Origin of the sequence: Vibrio sp. T13N (assembly GCF_032970445.1) — a bacterium.
Lineage (GTDB): Bacteria > Pseudomonadota > Gammaproteobacteria > Enterobacterales > Vibrionaceae > Vibrio > Vibrio diabolicus.
In genome coordinates this window covers 255447-269753 of the sequence record NZ_JAWJYE010000002.1, presented here as the reverse complement: position 1 = coordinate 269753, position 14307 = coordinate 255447, and the positions used below count along the sequence as shown (strand labels likewise).

General features: G+C 45.7%; 14 protein-coding genes. 9 read left to right on the top strand and 5 right to left on the bottom strand.

The window, feature by feature from the left end; all coding sequences use genetic code 11:
- Positions 1-147: 147 nt before the first annotated feature.
- Positions 148-627: an aminoacyl-tRNA deacylase gene (locus R2S67_RS04305; protein ID WP_006742302.1), complete on the bottom strand. Its 480-nt coding sequence runs from the start codon at positions 625-627 to the stop codon at positions 148-150.
- Positions 628-784: 157 nt separating this feature from the next.
- On the opposite strand from R2S67_RS04305, the gene R2S67_RS04300 reads away from it, so the two are divergent.
- The 4 genes from R2S67_RS04300 (at position 785) to R2S67_RS04285 (ending at position 5785) form a co-directional block, all read left to right on the top strand.
- The gene (locus tag R2S67_RS04300; RefSeq protein WP_317342469.1) at positions 785-2326 is read left to right on the top strand and encodes a glutamate synthase-related protein; all 1542 of its coding nucleotides are present in this window, start codon (positions 785-787) and stop codon (positions 2324-2326) included.
- 185 nt (positions 2327-2511) lie between these two features.
- Positions 2512-4683, top strand: a complete 2172-nt coding sequence (gene katG, locus R2S67_RS04295) for a catalase/peroxidase HPI (RefSeq protein WP_317342467.1) — start codon at positions 2512-2514, stop codon at positions 4681-4683.
- A gap of 177 nt (positions 4684-4860) precedes the next feature.
- The gene (locus tag R2S67_RS04290) at positions 4861-5313 is read left to right on the top strand and encodes an antitoxin Xre/MbcA/ParS toxin-binding domain-containing protein (protein ID WP_006742299.1); all 453 of its coding nucleotides are present in this window, start codon (positions 4861-4863) and stop codon (positions 5311-5313) included.
- Position 5314: 1 nt separating this feature from the next.
- Positions 5315-5785: an RES family NAD+ phosphorylase gene (locus tag R2S67_RS04285; protein WP_005376497.1), complete on the top strand. Its 471-nt coding sequence runs from the start codon at positions 5315-5317 to the stop codon at positions 5783-5785.
- Positions 5786-5864: 79 nt separating this feature from the next.
- On the opposite strand, the gene R2S67_RS04280 is transcribed toward R2S67_RS04285, so the two are convergent.
- Positions 5865-7715 (bottom strand): acyltransferase family protein, encoded by a 1851-nt coding sequence (locus R2S67_RS04280; RefSeq protein WP_258614575.1) that lies wholly within the window; start codon positions 7713-7715, stop codon positions 5865-5867.
- Positions 7716-7955: 240 nt separating this feature from the next.
- On the opposite strand from R2S67_RS04280, the gene R2S67_RS04275 reads away from it, so the two are divergent.
- The gene (locus tag R2S67_RS04275; RefSeq protein ID WP_005498697.1) at positions 7956-8231 is read left to right on the top strand and encodes a nitrogenase-stabilizing/protective protein NifW; all 276 of its coding nucleotides are present in this window, start codon (positions 7956-7958) and stop codon (positions 8229-8231) included.
- 120 nt (positions 8232-8351) lie between these two features.
- Here R2S67_RS04275 and R2S67_RS04270 read toward each other — a convergent pair whose 3' ends face one another.
- Both R2S67_RS04270 and gloA read right to left on the bottom strand, forming a co-directional pair.
- Positions 8352-9452, bottom strand: a complete 1101-nt coding sequence (locus R2S67_RS04270) for an alkene reductase (RefSeq protein ID WP_317342461.1) — start codon at positions 9450-9452, stop codon at positions 8352-8354.
- 11 nt (positions 9453-9463) lie between these two features.
- A complete protein-coding gene (gloA, locus tag R2S67_RS04265) occupies positions 9464-9850 on the bottom strand; it encodes a lactoylglutathione lyase (RefSeq protein WP_104973639.1) in 387 nt (128 codons plus the stop codon).
- 210 nt (positions 9851-10060) lie between these two features.
- Here gloA and R2S67_RS04260 point away from each other — a divergent pair, with 210 nt between their 5' ends.
- Both R2S67_RS04260 and R2S67_RS04255 read left to right on the top strand, forming a co-directional pair.
- Positions 10061-10489, top strand: coding sequence for a PaaI family thioesterase (locus R2S67_RS04260; RefSeq protein ID WP_317342459.1), 429 nt, complete (start codon positions 10061-10063; stop codon positions 10487-10489).
- Between the two features lie 26 nt (positions 10490-10515).
- Entirely contained in the window at positions 10516-10905 is a 390-nt protein-coding gene (locus R2S67_RS04255; RefSeq protein ID WP_046876041.1) for a MazG nucleotide pyrophosphohydrolase domain-containing protein, read from the top strand.
- A gap of 45 nt (positions 10906-10950) precedes the next feature.
- Here the strand turns inward: R2S67_RS04255 and R2S67_RS04250 are convergent, their stop codons facing one another.
- Positions 10951-11826: a universal stress protein gene (locus tag R2S67_RS04250; RefSeq protein ID WP_047008305.1), complete on the bottom strand. Its 876-nt coding sequence runs from the start codon at positions 11824-11826 to the stop codon at positions 10951-10953.
- Positions 11827-12038: 212 nt separating this feature from the next.
- Here R2S67_RS04250 and R2S67_RS04245 point away from each other — a divergent pair, with 212 nt between their 5' ends.
- Positions 12039-13385, top strand: a complete 1347-nt coding sequence (locus R2S67_RS04245) for a magnesium transporter (RefSeq protein ID WP_005454041.1) — start codon at positions 12039-12041, stop codon at positions 13383-13385.
- A 288-nt stretch (positions 13386-13673) separates the two neighbouring features.
- Positions 13674-14210, top strand: a complete 537-nt coding sequence (locus tag R2S67_RS04240; RefSeq protein WP_317342458.1) for an AAA family ATPase — start codon at positions 13674-13676, stop codon at positions 14208-14210.
- Positions 14211-14307: the final 97 nt, after the last annotated feature.

Below are 14307 nucleotides of genomic sequence, written 5' to 3'. Positions count from 1 at the left end.
CGCTCAAACGGGCGTTTTTTGTTTCTATGTGTTCTGAATTGCGGATTACCTAAGGTCGGGAAGTTTCCACCACGCGCTGCCAATAGAGAAAGAAAGGCTCTTTTTGAAAGAGCCTTTTTCACGAAATGTCGACAGATTTTTGGAAGTTTAATGCAGAACTTCACTGCTGAATCTTAAGTATTTGCAGTCGTTCATTAGCTCTTTAAATGCCTTTCTATCTAGCTTAATCAGAGTTTCATGATCGCCGGCTTCAAGATAGACATGTTCCAAGTTTGCTAATCTTTCATCACAAACGGTCGACATGTGATAAGGACTACCAATCGGTGGAATCGCGCCGTGCTCACAATCAGTGAAGAGTCGGTAAACCATACGCTCTTTCACCAAGTGGAAAGTAGCGTTAAATTCATCGTTTAATCTCGACAAACTGATTTTGTTGTTGGCAGGTAAGACTGCCATCATATGATGCCCTTCATGATCCTCAAGAATGACGCCTTTTGCGATATTCATTAAAGGCACACCTGCGGCAACACCACTTTGTAGCGAGCTATGACTGTGGCTGTGATTCACGGTTTGAAAGTGAATGTTATGCTCAGTCAAATATTCATCTAATCGGGTTGCAATCGTCATATAGCCTCCACGTGTATGAGACCCATAAAGAGTATAGGTGAGGCAAGCGACAATCGCGTATTTTACACTGGTTTCGCTGACGCTCTTTCCGCTCCTGTTCTACGCTTATTGCAAGCCAGCGAGAAAGCGTGGTTAACAATAATAAATAGGGGGCAACATGAGCAAGCCAATCATCGCCGATAATAAGCCGATTAAAGTGAATCTAACCGAAGGGCAAGAATATTACTTTTGCCGATGTGGACGTTCTAAAAATCAACCTTATTGCGATGGGTCGCATTCGGGAACAGGCTTAAAGCCAATGAGCTTTACTGCGGAAAAAGATGAAGAAGCGTATCTCTGCCAGTGCAAGCACACCTCTAATGCCCCATTTTGTGATGGAACACATAAGCGTTTTTCTGCTGAGCAAGTCGGCAAAGAAGGCCCTGAGAAAACGCGAGAGAAAAGTGACAAACCGACTGCGTCCGCTACTCAAGAAGAACCAACCCTAGAGTTTATCCACCAATTAGCGAGAGAAGGGCTCTCTAAACTCGGCCATCATGGTCCGATGGCTGCAATGGGGGTTCCTAGGCATTTGCTACCACATTGGGATGCTATACAAATCATGGTGGCGCAAATGGCGACACAACCGTTGTTAGAAGACGTTCCCGTATCAACTGAGCTGATTGTGGGGCCAAACGCGCGTAAGCCGCTCAAGCTCGCTATTCCTTTGTTGGTGTCGGACATGAGTTTTGGCGCACTCTCGGAAGAGGCGAAAGTTGCGCTAGCAAAAGGTGCTGAGTTGGCAGGGACTGGGATTTGCTCCGGTGAAGGGGGGATGCTACCTGAAGAACAAGCTGCAAATTCGCGGTATTTCTATGAGCTTGCCAGTGCTAAGTTTGGTTACGATGAATCTAAGCTTCTTAATGTTCAGGCTTTTCATTTTAAAGGTGGGCAGGGCGCCAAAACAGGCACGGGAGGTCATCTTCCAGCAAATAAAAATGTGGGTAAGATCTCTCAGGTGAGAGGTATCCCCGAAGGGCAGCCAGCGATCTCACCGCCAACATTTAAAGATCTTCATACTACTCACGATTTCAGAAAGTTTGCTGACAGAGTCCGTGGCATCACGGGCGGCATTCCAATTGGCTTTAAACTCAGTGCAAACCATATTGAGCAAGACATACAATTTGCGCTCGATGCGGGTGCCGATTACATCATCTTAGATGGTCGCGGTGGTGGCACGGGCGCGGCGCCAACTATGTTCCGTGATCATATTAGCGTGCCAACCATTCCTGCGTTAGCTCGTGCGCGTAAGTACTTAGATGAAAAAGGCGCAAGTGACCGCGTCACATTAATCATCACTGGTGGGTTGCGAGTTCCTATGGATTTTGTCAAAGCGTTGGCACTTGGGGCAGACGGCGTGGCGATAGCAAACAGTGCGATGCAATCGATCGGTTGCGTCGCGGCCCGGATTTGTAACACCAATAATTGCCCTGCGGGGATCGCAACGCAAAATGCCGATTTGAGGCAGCGTCTCGATATCGAAAAATCATCTCAGCAATTGAAAAATTTCTTCGAATCCTCCGTCGAGCTCATGCAAGTCATGGCAAGGGCGTGTGGTCATCACGCTCTGAATGAATTTAGTCATCATGATTTAGCGACCTGGGATCACAACATGGCGAGGCTGTCTGGGATTAAGTATTCAGGTATGGACTTAAACTGATCTCTATCCATATTTTCTGCATATAGGTACATGTTTGATAACAATTATTTATTAGCCGAGATATGGAAATTTTGACTTGGCGTTAACTAAAAATTCAGTGTATGAACTACGCTGTTTGAGGTGGATATTCGATTTATTGAATAACAAAGAGTGGTTACCACAACCACGATACGAAGGAGCATTATATGAGCAACACAAACGGCGGTTCGGTAGGTAAATGTCCAGTTATGCATGGTGGGCAAACATCTACAGATAAGTCGGTGATGGATTGGTGGCCGAATGCCTTAAACTTAGACATCCTGCATCAACACGACTCCAAAACCAACCCATTTGGGCAGGACTTTAATTACAAAGAAGAACTGAAAAAGCTAGATGTCGAAGCACTTAAAAAAGACTTAAAAGACTTAATGACTGACAGCCAAGACTGGTGGCCTGCCGACTGGGGACATTACGGCGGTTTAATGATCCGAATGGCATGGCACGCAGCGGGTAGTTATCGTATCGCGGATGGACGTGGCGGCGCTGCGACAGGCAACCAGCGTTTTGCTCCTCTCAACTCTTGGCCAGATAACGCAAACCTCGATAAGGCTCGCCGCCTTTTATGGCCCATCAAGAAAAAATATGGCAACAAATTAAGTTGGGCCGATCTGATTGTCCTTGCCGGTAACATGGCGTATGAATCCATGGGCTTTAAGACCTTTGGTTTTGGCTTTGGGCGAGAAGACATTTGGCATCCCGAAAAAGACACCTACTGGGGTTCCGAGCAAGAATGGTTAGCCACAAGTGACGCTGATAACAGCCGCTACTCTGGTGAGCGAGATTTAGAAAATCCACTTGCCGCAGTAATGATGGGGCTCATCTACGTGAACCCAGAAGGGGTGGACGGGAACCCAGATCCTCTCAAAACAGCACATGACATGCGTGTGACCTTTGCGCGAATGGCAATGAACGATGAAGAAACTGTCGCGCTCACAGCGGGTGGTCACACGGTCGGTAAGTGTCATGGTAATGGTGATGCCGCAAACCTTGGTCCAGAGCCCGAAGCCGCAGACGTGCATGAACAAGGTCTTGGCTGGATTAACCATAAAACACGTGGCATTGGCCGTGACGCGGTAACGAGCGGTATTGAAGGTGCTTGGACGACACACCCTACACAATGGGACTACGGATACTTCCACCTACTATTTAAGTACGATTGGGAACTGAAGAAAAGCCCAGCAGGTGCGTGGCAGTGGGAGCCAATCGACATTGAAGAAGAAGACAAGCCTGTCGATGTTGAAGACGGCTCTAAGCGCTACAATCCAATCATGACTGACGCCGATATGGCGCTCAAAATGGACCCTGAATATCGCAAGATTGCAGAAAAGTTCCAAAATGACCCAGCGTACTTTGATGATGTTTTTGCTCGTGCCTGGTTTAAGTTGACACACCGCGATCTAGGACCAAAATCATGTTATTTCGGACCTGATGTGCCAAGCGAAGATCTTATTTGGCAAGACCCAACGCCTGCAGGTAAGACAGACTACGATGTCGATTTAGTGAAAACAAAAATCGAAGCAAGTGGCCTATCCATTAGTGAGCTAGTAAGCACGGCTTGGGATAGTGCGCGTACTTACCGTGGCTCTGACCGCCGAGGTGGCGCAAATGGTGCGAGAATTCGTTTGTCTCCGCAAAAAGATTGGCAAGGAAACGAGCCAGAGCGTCTAAGTCGTGTTCTTGCTGTGCTAGAAAAAATAGCAGCAGAAGAGGGCTGTAGTGTTGCAGATGCTATCGTGCTTGCTGGTAACGTAGGTATTGAACTGGCTGCGCGTGCCGCAGGTCATGATGTATCTGTGCCATTCGCGCCAGGCCGAGGTGATGCCACCCAAGAGATGACGGATGTTGAATCATTCGAAGTTCTTGAGCCTGTGGCTGACGGTTTCCGAAATTGGTTGAAGAAAGACTACGCGGTTAAGCCGGAAGAGCTTTTATTAGATCGTGCTCAGCTTATGGGGCTAACGGCGCCAGAAATGACGGTACTTATCGGTGGTATGCGCGTTTTAGGCAGTAACTACGGCGGTGGAAAAGAGGGCGTATTTACTGACCGAGTCGGCACTTTGTCGAATGATTTCTTCGTGAACCTTACTGACATGTCATATACGTGGCAACCGGTAAGTTCTAATCAGTACGAAATTCGTGATCGTAAAACAGACCAAGTGAAATGGACGGCGACTCGAGTGGATCTTGTCTTTGGCTCAAACTCGATTCTACGTTCGTACGCGGAAGTGTATGCGCAAGATGATAATCAGGAAAAATTCATCCACGACTTCATCGCTGCATGGACGAAAGTCATGAACGCCGACCGTTTTGACTTGTAGTAAGTGAAACGATGCAAATCGGTAGATGCGTAAACAAAGTTGATGAATAAGTAAGAGAGGCGGGCGCAAAGCTCGCCTTTTTCTTTACCTGTCTTTTTACTTTGATTGTTACTTTGATTGAAAATTGAGCTCATTTGAACCATAATAACTAGACCATATGAACCATAGGAGCTTGATATGGCAACTGCAGCATTAAAAAGCTTTAAGCCGAAACAATCTCATAAAGCCAATTTCTGGCTTATGTTAGGTATTGAAGATGCTGAAACGGGTCGTATTGATGCGGTTCACAAAGGCTTTGAGCCCAAGGTATACCGGAACATTGTTGATCGAGTAAAGCTTTCTCAAAGTGAATTCCAACATGTGACACTGATTCCTGTTAGTACAATTAAGCGTCGTCTTAAAAATGATGAGCGTTTTAATACTCAAGAGAGTGATGCAATCTATCGATTAGCGATGTTATTGAAACTCGCAACAGAGTTGTTTGACGACGAAGAACGCGCGTTAAAATGGATGAGAGAAAATGTGTACGGCTTAGGTGGAAAACGTCCACTTGATATGGTGTCGACTACGGTTGATTTTGAAATCGTAAAAGATTTGATCGGCCGTTTAGAGCACGGGGTGTTCTCGTAATATGAAGCTCTATCGTCTCACACAAAAGAAATTCGCTGACACGCCATTTAGCCCCGTTGGCGCAAAGTTATTTGGAGGGCGATGGAACTCAAAAGGAACCGAAGCCCTCTACTTCTCTGAATCGGAATCCCTTTGCTCGTTGGAAGTGTTTGTTCACGTAAATAACGATCCAGCTATCACCAAACTGTACGATTTATATCGTATTGAAATGCCAGAATACCTCATCGCCACCTTAGATGAAGAAGATCTCCCAGTGACGTGGCGAGCAATACCGGCGAGCGAGTCTACACAGTACATTGGTGACCAGTTTCTCAATGACCCTCATCCCGAGTTTGCCGCACTGCAAGTGCCTTCAACGATTTCACCTCGTGATAAAAACTACGTGGTGAACCCAAATCATCCCAAAATGAAAGAGATCATCAAGAAAGCCGAAAAGCTCGATTTCGCGTTTGACCCACGCATTTTCAAATAAACACGCTGGCTTTCTCTCGCTTTAAAATATTCAGCGCTTACCTGAGATAAGCGCTGAAGCATAAAAGTTTATTCTCTGGTTATTGCCGGTCGTAAGTGAACTGTTGCGCTTCATTTGTACTGTTGTGGTAATGCCCAAGCACTAACTCAGCACCTTTGTAAGATAAATGGCTGTCATCGGTATACATGGCGTTGTTCGCACCAACTTTCATTCGACATACGCCATTTCTGCAAATGGCATCGGTCAAGTCGACAAACTCAACATGCTCAAATTGCTCAAAGTAGTTCACTAACTTCGCCACGTTTTGAGGGTGATGTTGTTTAGGAGAAAAATCGCAGGCGGACTCTTCCGTCTCGCCAAACAAACGCGCTTTCCAGAGGCATTCTCCTACCGCAAAAGGTGCAGAAGGCGTTGGGCCGAAAACGACCACTTCTTTCCCTTCCAGTTCATTCAACAATCCAGTTAATGATGCCTCATAATCGGCTTGTGAAAGCTCTTTATTGAAATTAGAAGAGATAACGACGCGACGAATAGAAGGGGTACGCAAAATGGTATCGACTGCCTGTTTGAAGAACTGTCGGCAAGAAATTGATCCAGCATCTTTGATGATGTCGACATAACCTACTGCACAGGAATCTTGAGTAAGTTGCACCACGCCAGTTGGTGTTACTTCGGACAGACGCTTCACGTAAACCATGCTGTGACTATTGCCTAACACAGCGATGGTGGGTTGCGGCGCAGACGAGCACACATCGTTAACGTCAGTGTTGCCGTTGCAATTTAAACCGTAACCGTTATTAACGCGCATGGCTTCGAAAAATGCGCTTCTTTCTGGAAAACCACCGTTTTGATGACCGATAACGCCGAACGTTAGCAAGGGCAACGTCAACAACACAATAACCGCGGACACAGTGCGCATGCTCATGGCTTTTCGGCTACGGAACGGCTTTTCAATAAAGCGCCAAGTGAAGTAAGAAAGTACAAACAGAGTGACAACGTAAAGTGGGATATTGACGTCTTGTGTTGCGTCCAACACGTAGCGGTAAAAGACAAATAATGGAATGTGCCACAAGTACAAGCTGTAGCTGATTAAGCCGACAAACACGACCCATTTGAGGCTCAGCAATTTACCGCAGACATTGTCTTTAGAGGCAAACAAAATCACTAACGCGCTACCGATGACCGGCACCAGCAGCGTAATGCCCGCGCCATCTTGCGATTTTTCAAACAAAAGCGCGGAAGCCAATATCAAAACGATGCCAATGGTTGCTAGAGTATCGTTAGATTGAACTTGGACTTTTCTCATCACTAATGCGAGTAATGAACCGGTTGCCAGTTCCCAAGCACGAGAGAAGATCATGTAGAAGGCGAAATCAGGATCGTTGCTCGCATAGACAATAGTCATCAAACTCAGCGCAAATACCGCGACAAAAAAAGTCAGGAAAAACGCGTTTTTGCCACGAGCGAGTAGCATGAGTAGCAAAGGAATGACAATGTAGTATTGTTCTTCAACGCCCAAGCTCCAAGTGTGAAACAGCGGATTGGCTTGATCTTCTAAACCGAAGTAATTGTGGCCTTTTAAATACAGAAGAATGTTGGATGAAGAAAGAATAGAAGACACTGCGAACTGACCAACGTCTTTGTGTGCTTGTGGCAAAAATAGCCACCAAGACATCAAATAGCTGACGGCAATCACCACCAGTAGCAGGGGAAGTATGCGGCGAATGCGTCGCTCATAAAAATCACCGAGGCTGAACTTCTGGTTTTCCAAATCGTTAATCACGATGGTGGTGATCAAATAGCCGCTGATAACAAAAAATACGTCGACGCCAATAAAGCCACCAGCGAATTGCTCAACTCCTGCATGAAACAAAATCACTAACGTGACAGCAATCGCCCTTAATCCGTCTACTTCCGCTCTGTAAGTCATATTGTGTCCCTCCAACATTCCGTTTAACGAAGTAGAGCAAAATATGAACCAGAAATAATATTGCTTTAAATCAGTACCTTAAATTGATTGTCAAAATGAAAGGCTGGGGGAAATAACGAATTCCCAAATTGAATTTCAATATGGAAATCCCAGAAAGAGTGATGTTAAGAAGCGCTAAATCAAAGAACGTAAAGCGCGAGGCTCTTAGACTTCATTGAAAATGATAACGCTAAAGAAACAATGACAGAGAATACGATTCAGGAAAAAATTGCCAGCTTTACTTGTATCGAAGAAGCGTTGGATTACTTCGAAATCGAGTTTGATAGCCGATTTATCGAAAACAATCGAACCGAGTTGGTTAAGAGGTTTAACGGCTACTTAATCCTCACTAAACCGGATGATTGGTTTTCAGGCCGCCGCGCACTCAAAAACGCCTACTGTAAAGTACAACGCAGTTTACTAAGTAAAACGACGCGCTCTGCGTGCCGAGGTTGTACATCTTGTCAAAGACGTTAACTCTTGGTGGCTTAGCCTAAAAAAGAACCCTGCATCTTGGCGTTACAGGGGGAAGAGCAAGGTTCTTTTGGGTTAGCTATTGGTTTGTCGCGAGTTGCGAATCGGCTTTACGTAGATGGGTTAACCCGCGTGATAAGCAGGGTAGTCCACTAAGCCTTTTTCACCGCCGCCGAACAATGTGGCAGGGTCATGTTCTGCCAGTGGATAGCCATGCTTGATGCGGCTTGGTAAGTCTGGGTTTGCAACAAACGGACGACCAAAACCGATCATGTCGGCTAAACCACTCTCAATCGCGTGTTGCGCCTTTTCTGCCTTGTAACGACCGGCATAGATCAGTGTGCCTTTATACGCCTCACGAACTGCGGTTTTAAAGTCGTGCGGAGTGTCTGGCGCGTCGTCCCAATCCACTTCTGCAATGTGAATGTAAACCACATTGAGTTTATCAAGCAGCGCAGCAGCAGCGGTGTAGGTGTCGACTGGTGTGCTATCAACGGTGCCGTTTAACGAAGTGAATGGTGCAAGGCGAACACCAACACGCTCTGCGCCAATGGCTTGCGTCATTGCTTCGACCACTTCACCAAGAAAACGCAGACGGTTTTCAATTGAGCCGCCGTATTCATCGGTGCGGTTGTTCGCTTCAGAATCGATAAACTGGTTAACCAAGTAGCCATTTGCTGCGTGAAGTTCGACACCATCAAACCCAGCTTCTATCGCGTTTAATGCGGCTTGTCGGTATTCTTCAATAACATTCTTGATGTCTTGTTTGGTCATTTCACGTGGCTCAGCCACGTCGACAAAGCCAGGTTCCTCTGTGCCATTGTCGATAAATACTTTCACGTTTTCTGCTTTGAGCGCAGAAGAAGAAATAGGTTGCTTGCCGCCGATGTTGTCAGGATGAGTCACACGACCAACGTGCCATAATTGCGCGAAGATAACGCCGCCTTTCTCGTGCACTGCATCAGTTACTTTTTTCCAGCCAGCAATTTGCTCTGGGCTATAAATGCCCGGTGTCCACGCATAGCCTTGACCCATTGGTGAAATTTGTGTGCCTTCTGCAACGATTAATCCCGCTTCGGCGCGTTGAGCGTAGTAGGTCGCCATCATGTCGTTAGCGACATTACCCGGTTGAGAGGCTCGAGAGCGCGTCATCGGAGGCATAACGATGCGGTTTTTTAATGAGAGAGAGCCAAGTTGAATCGGTTGAAATAATGCATCTGTCATAGGAAAACTCGTTATTGTTTAGTTTGAATCAGTTCGATTGGGTAGCCATCGGGATCTTTAATGAAGGCGATGTGCGTTTTTCCTCCTTTCATTGGTCCGGGTTCGCGAGTGACGTTACCACCAAGCGCTTTGATTTTTTCGCAAGCTGCGTAAATGTCTTCACACCCAAGCGCTATGTGCCCGAATGCGTTACCTAAGTCGTAACTGCCGGTATCCCAGTTATAAGTTAGCTCGATGTTCGCGCCATCTGGTTGATCAGGGCTACCAACAAACACCAGTGAGTAACGGTATTCTTGGTTTTCAAAACGATCCAAAACGCTCATACCCAGAACTTTTGTATAAAATTCGATAGATTTGTCTAGGTCAACAACACGGATCATCGTGTGGAGAAACTTCATAAGTCGCCTTTCATAACGTTGCGTAATCACGATGCAAACCTTATCGCCACTCTAAATAAACTGGAAATTATCGTTAATTATGAAAATGATTATTTAACTTTATGGATAATGAGGTTGTTGGCCCTACAACGTGCAAACAAAGATTACTCGCCGTTTCTTTTTAATAATTGGCATATGCTAATTACTCTTTTTACAAGCTGAGTACTTAACATGTCCGCAAACAGCCACTTTCATTCCACTCACGAATCTCATTATCAATGTGCGGTTTGTTCTTCAATCGATGCGAATCCGAACTCTTTGGCTGTGAACTACCAGTGCCTAGCCGATGGTTCTGTTGTCGGAGAGTTTCACGTTTTACCGCGTCATCAAGGTTACACCGACCTGTTGCATGGTGGCATTGCGAGTTCGCTGCTCGATGGTGCAATGACGCACTGTTTGTTATTTAGAGACATTCAAACCCTTACCGCGCAGTTGGATGTGCGCTACCATGCACCTATTGAGCTAGATGAGCACGTCACGATTACTGCACACTGTGAAGGTGAACGCCGCGGTATATATCAACTGGTGGCTCAATTACTGGTCAATAATGAAGTTAGAGTGACGGCAAAAGGGAAGTTTATTCGTCCTAAAGAGGCGTAAATAAAAACGTGTTCTACGGAGAGGCAATGAAGAAATTTGATGAACTGTATGCAATTGCGACGAGAAAATCTCAATATGACCAAACCAACACTTGGTTTAAAGGCGTAGAGACTTATCTGGAGGCCATTGGCAAAGAAGTTGATGAAGTCCGCGAAGAGATTCGTGAGGATCGCCTTTGTCATTTGGAAGACGAGTTAGGCGATGTGTTGTGGAACTATCTTAACGTATTAAAAGCGTTGGAAAGAGAAAAGGGTATAGATCCTGAGAAAGTACTCGAAAGAGCCTGCAACAAATACGATCAGCGTGTATCTGCGATTGAGTCGGGACGCAGTTGGGATGAGATAAAACAGCAGCAGAAACAAGCCTTGAACGCAGAACATGAAGCCGCGCAGTTAGAGACCATGAAGAGCCAATAACTGCGCGTGATATTATTTAAGATGCGGCGGAATGGGGAAGTCTGATCAATCCTTCGTGCTATTGACCAACAGTAGGTCACAAGGCGGTTGATCAAGTAACGTGTCTACAGTGCTGCCAGACCAAAATTGGGATGACATGCTTCGTTTACACGCGCCCATAACCAGAATTGCAGCTTGCGATTGTTTAACTGCTTTTGGTAACGCTGTTTCAGGGTTTCCTTCTGGCAGCAGTAGTGGTACGCGAGTTAGCTTTTGCGCAGTAATAAAGTCCGTAATGCCTGCTTTTTGGTTGCTCAAAATCTCTGTACGATAGCGAGATAGATAAGGCGCAACGTAGCGGCAGTAAACTAACGTCATTTTTCCGCTCAAGGTTTTTTCTAGTTTTGAGCCTCGCGATACAATGGCTTTATCTACGACCGATTTTGCATCTCCGCGATGAAGCGGATCTATCGCGCAAAGCATGTTGGCGTGAGAAGGCCATGAACGCTCACTTAATAGCAATAAATCGCAATCGTTTTTTGCTAGCTCGGTGAGTAAGGTTTGAATGTCGTGCTTGTTAAAATGCCCCACGAGCAGTAAATCTGTGTGGTCGACAAGCCGTTTCGCGACTTGAACAATCCAATGACTCCCTTTGAAATGCTCGTAAGAGAGTGCTGGCGTTTCAACTTCCTCTTCTTCACAAAGTTCGATAACGAAGTCTTTAAATTTTGATGCCCAAGCTTCAAACTCAGCTTGTCTCTTTTCTATATGGTCAGAGTTGAAACTAAGGAAATGCGCGAATGCGTGATCTTCACTCCGGCGGTGATCTTCCACCAATACCACGATGGGTTGAGCCAGCGCTGTCGCAAACTGAATCACTTTACGAAGCACCTTACGACTTGGTAAGGCAGCTTGCTGAGTCAGAAAAAATACTGGTGCCATTGATTACTCCATTATCAAACGAGGCAAATGCGCCTAATGCACACTGAAAGTTTATACCATCCCCTTATGCAAAGACGTTCTCTTTCTGCGAGCAAAATATAAATTCCGCAATTGTGCGCGCCATTGCCTAGAATTTTAACATCAGGATCTCATGCCTTTAGGTAATAGACATCGTGTTGACACTAACGTGATGCCCAAGGAAATCGGTGACAATGATGATAGATTCCAGCCAATTACAAATTAATCGCAAAGTGCCTCATTTGCTTGCCGAGATCATTAAAGCGATAGAGTCGACCGAAGACCTCAGTTTTTTGAAAGACTATCAGGAAGCGCAAATCGCGAACATTTTGGAGTCGGTCAACATTGCTTATCGTAAACGCGTGATAGAAGCAGTGCCGCCAGAGAAGTACTGGACGGTATTAAATTTGCTGCGATACGACACCGCCAAGCACATTCATCAATCACTCAACAAAGAGCTGCAACATGAACGCTTAGCGTACATCACGGATTCGGAACTGATCATCTTTGCAGACTTTCTACCGACCGAGTTTGTGGATGAGTACCTTATCGACCAAAGTGAAGAGTCGGTCGCGCACATTCAACAAGCGCTGTCGTATGAAGATAACAAAGTGGGGAGATATGCCGAGCCGCATTTTTTAGTCGCAAATCCTAAAAACAGCGTAGGAGGCATCAAAACCGAGTTGTTAAAACGTGGACAAAGCCCGGTGCGATTGATCATTGTGCGCGATGTCGGAGGCGTTATTGGGACGATAGAACCTCAAATCCTGTTGCTGCATGAGAATCATACCAAACTCACAGACTTGACCGTAGTCACGCCAATTCTGGAAGATATCCAAACGATTCAAAGCGTTAGTAAACAGGTCTCGATTGATGGTGGAGCGCATTGGTTTCCTATCATGGCTGGTGGAAAAATTATGGGCGTTTTGTCGATGGCGACCATCGCGATTACCTTGCGTGAACTCAGCCTACAAGCTGTAGTGGCAGAAAACGTACGAAGTGAAGAAGATTTGTTCACACCATTAACTGTGGCGACAAGGCTAAGAGCACTTTGGTTGGTGATTAACTTGCTGACCGCTTTTGTTGCCTCTGCAATCATTGGTATTTTTGATAATGTGGTCGAGCAAGTCGTTGCGCTTGCGATCTTAATGCCCGTGGTGGCGAGTATGGGCGGCATCGCAGGTAGCCAAACCTTAGCGGTGGCCATTCGGGGTATCGCACTCAACCATTTGCACCAAAGTAACTTGAAGCTATTGGTGAATAAGGAATTAAAAATCGCCACCATTAATGGCTTGATCATGGGATTAGTCATCGCGGGTGTCGTCTACATGGTGTTTGACTCTTGGCCATTGGCGCTTATTATCTGCTGCGCAATTTTTCTCAATAGTCTGGCGGCTGCGGCATCGGGTACGCTGATACCATTCACGTTGAAGAAGTTTAACATTGACCCCGCCGTAGCTGGCTCGGTAGTATTAACAACCGTTACCGATGTCGTCGGTTTCTTTGCGTTCTTAGGCTTAGGTGCCATCTTCTTGATATAGAAAGCCAATTGACGCGTTAACCTGATGATCCAATCTCTCCATTTTCCAACCCAATTTTTGGGCAAGTTTGTTTCTCTCAAAATTCCTCCGTTTTTCATAAACACTGAACACGCCGTTTAAGCTTTCATTTCATCAATATTTTTCACTGCTCATTTCTATCCCAAAACTTTCCACTGCCGATCTCGCTTAACGCTGGCGTGCCAAATTACAATTTCAAAGGCCCGATCATGCCAATTTTCTTGGCTGTACACGCATTACTTCACTCAAACAAAAAATAAGGAAAAGATTTTGAACAAACTCATCGTATTCACTGGTGGTCCCGGTGCAGGAAAAACCTCGGTAATCGAACAACTAAAAACACAAGGCTTTATCTGCTCGCCAGAAACAGGTCGTCACGTAATACAAAGGCAGGTTACGAATCACGGTTCAGCATTACCTTGGAATGACAAACAAGCCTTTCGAGACGAAATGATGAAGGCAGAAGTGAGCAATTACCGAGCTTTCAATGTCCGCCAGGGGGACGTGTTTTTTGATCGCAGTATTGTGGACGTATATGGCTACAGCAAGTTGGAACAATTGCCAATCTCGCATGAGCTCATCACGCATTGCCAGACGCTTCGTTATCATTCTCAAGTGTTCATTTTTCCACCGTGGTCGTCGATATTCAGCAACGATGAAGAGCGAAAGCAAGATTTTTCTGAAGCGATCGCCACGCATAAACAGATGGTCGATGCATACCACAAGTTCGGTTATCAATTGATCGAAGTGCCCAAAATGTCAGTCGAAGACAGAGTGGCGTTTATTCTCGACTCAGTCATCGAATAAGGCAGACAGATGAACAATGCAAACAAATGCGTAAGGCGATTGTGACCACGACGACAATATGCGTAAAGGGAGTTATTTATACTGGATAAAATTCAAT

What these genes read in the sequence shown, in the direction of transcription:
- R2S67_RS04305 (WP_006742302.1), bottom strand. Translation starts at nt 627, where the DNA reads ATGACGATTGCAACCCGATTAGATGAATATTTGACTGAGCATAACATT.
- R2S67_RS04300 (WP_317342469.1), top strand. Translation starts at nt 785, where the DNA reads ATGAGCAAGCCAATCATCGCCGATAATAAGCCGATTAAAGTGAATCTA.
- katG (WP_317342467.1), top strand. Translation starts at nt 2,512, where the DNA reads ATGAGCAACACAAACGGCGGTTCGGTAGGTAAATGTCCAGTTATGCAT.
- R2S67_RS04290 (WP_006742299.1), top strand. Translation starts at nt 4,861, where the DNA reads ATGGCAACTGCAGCATTAAAAAGCTTTAAGCCGAAACAATCTCATAAA.
- R2S67_RS04285 (WP_005376497.1), top strand. Translation starts at nt 5,315, where the DNA reads ATGAAGCTCTATCGTCTCACACAAAAGAAATTCGCTGACACGCCATTT.
- R2S67_RS04280 (WP_258614575.1), bottom strand. Translation starts at nt 7,715, where the DNA reads ATGACTTACAGAGCGGAAGTAGACGGATTAAGGGCGATTGCTGTCACG.
- R2S67_RS04275 (WP_005498697.1), top strand. Translation starts at nt 7,956, where the DNA reads ATGACAGAGAATACGATTCAGGAAAAAATTGCCAGCTTTACTTGTATC.
- R2S67_RS04270 (WP_317342461.1), bottom strand. Translation starts at nt 9,452, where the DNA reads ATGACAGATGCATTATTTCAACCGATTCAACTTGGCTCTCTCTCATTA.
- gloA (WP_104973639.1), bottom strand. Translation starts at nt 9,850, where the DNA reads ATGAAGTTTCTCCACACGATGATCCGTGTTGTTGACCTAGACAAATCT.
- R2S67_RS04260 (WP_317342459.1), top strand. Translation starts at nt 10,061, where the DNA reads ATGTCCGCAAACAGCCACTTTCATTCCACTCACGAATCTCATTATCAA.
- R2S67_RS04255 (WP_046876041.1), top strand. Translation starts at nt 10,516, where the DNA reads ATGAAGAAATTTGATGAACTGTATGCAATTGCGACGAGAAAATCTCAA.
- R2S67_RS04250 (WP_047008305.1), bottom strand. Translation starts at nt 11,826, where the DNA reads ATGGCACCAGTATTTTTTCTGACTCAGCAAGCTGCCTTACCAAGTCGT.
- R2S67_RS04245 (WP_005454041.1), top strand. Translation starts at nt 12,039, where the DNA reads ATGATGATAGATTCCAGCCAATTACAAATTAATCGCAAAGTGCCTCAT.